The sequence below is a fragment of the Acinetobacter sp. YH12151 genome (assembly GCF_013418355.1).
Classification (GTDB): domain Bacteria; phylum Pseudomonadota; class Gammaproteobacteria; order Pseudomonadales; family Moraxellaceae; genus Acinetobacter; species Acinetobacter pseudolwoffii.
This window is the reverse complement of the sequence record NZ_VPCG01000107.1, coordinates 1-1,313: the sequence shown is the minus strand read 5'-3', so window position 1 is coordinate 1,313 and position 1,313 is coordinate 1. Positions and strand designations below refer to the sequence as shown.

Annotated in this window: 1 protein-coding gene; it reads right to left on the bottom strand. The window is 39.5% G+C overall.

All coding sequences use genetic code 11. From position 1 onward, the window contains the following. Nucleotides 1-45: 45 nt before the first annotated feature. Nucleotides 46-1,268, bottom strand: a protein-coding gene (locus FTU82_RS15955; RefSeq protein WP_104425744.1) for an IS3 family transposase whose coding sequence is annotated in 2 segments (ribosomal slippage) — nucleotides 46-932 and nucleotides 932-1,268 — 1,224 coding nt in all. Because the reading frame shifts where the segments join, the coding sequence is not laid out codon by codon here. Between the last annotated feature and the right edge of the window lie 45 nt (nucleotides 1,269-1,313).

The window sequence follows — 1,313 nt, the reverse complement described above, 5'->3', positions numbered from 1 at the left end:
TGTCTTGTCCTGAAATAGATTGACAGTATTCCACTTCAAACCGAGTTAAGCAATTAGCTCGGTTTTAGTTTGCTCATACGTCTGATTCGGGGTGTTCATATTTAAACTTAAATGTGGTCTATAGCAATTATAAATCATGATAGATTCCGCAATTAAGTGATCTAACTCCTTCATGGTTTGACATCGTGTAGTTAAAAACTCCTGCTTTAATATTCCATTAATCCGCTCTGCTAATGCATTCTGGTAACAGTCTCCTCCATCTGTCATAGAAGGACATACCCCATAATGGCGTAATGCCGATTGATATAGTTCAGAGCAATACTGAGAGCCTCTGTCTGAATGGTGAATCATCCTGGCTGCCCGATCTGTCACATGCTGCATCGCCATATGTAGTGCCTGCACAACATTCTCTGCACGCATATCATTCGATAACTTATAACCTTTAATCTGGCGGGTATAAGCATCTGTCACTAAGGATAAATAATGTACGCCTTCAGCACTCTCAACATAGGTAATATCACTGACAAAGACTTCATTGGCTTGCACCGCTGAATAATCCTTTAATAAATTTGGATGCTTCTTCATCCAATGCTTGCTATCCGTAGTTTTTGTATAACGACGCTTGGGGCGAATCAATAAATTATTTTCTTTCAATATTTTAAATAACTGATCCCGTCCACACTTTAAACCACGCTGCAACAATTTGCCTTTAATAAGCCAATACAGCTTACGTGTTCCGATACTTGGCATGAGACAGCGATACTCCATAACCAACTCGAGTATTTGTTCTGTTACTTGTGCAGTCATTTGAGCACGTTTTTCTGCTTGATAATAAGCTTGTCGAGTGATTCCTAACCACTGACAATAACGTGAAACGCTTAGTCTTCTTTGGCTTTGCCAATCTTTGAAACGTGCTCGGTATACTTTTTTCCAAGATCAGTCCCACACTCTTTATCAATGTGATAAATCACATCCTGTATAAATTCAGTTTTGAGCTTTTCTGCGGCTAACTGTTTTTCTAATTGGCGGATTCGTTGTTGGGGTGTCAATTGGCGTTTAGAAGAAGTCGGCATATTCGAAGTCCAATCCTGTTGTCCGTGCTTGCGTAACCATACCAGCACAGTTGATCTTCCTTGAATACCATATTTTGCCTGAGCTTGTTTATAAGTAATTTGCCCTTTTTCTACTTCATGTACCACCATCATTTTAAAGGCGAAGCTATAATCACGTTGTGTGCGCTTAACTCGTTGTTCTCGTGCATGTTCCATAAAATAAGTCTCTTAAGGTGTAAACTTATTTCAGGACGGGACAAA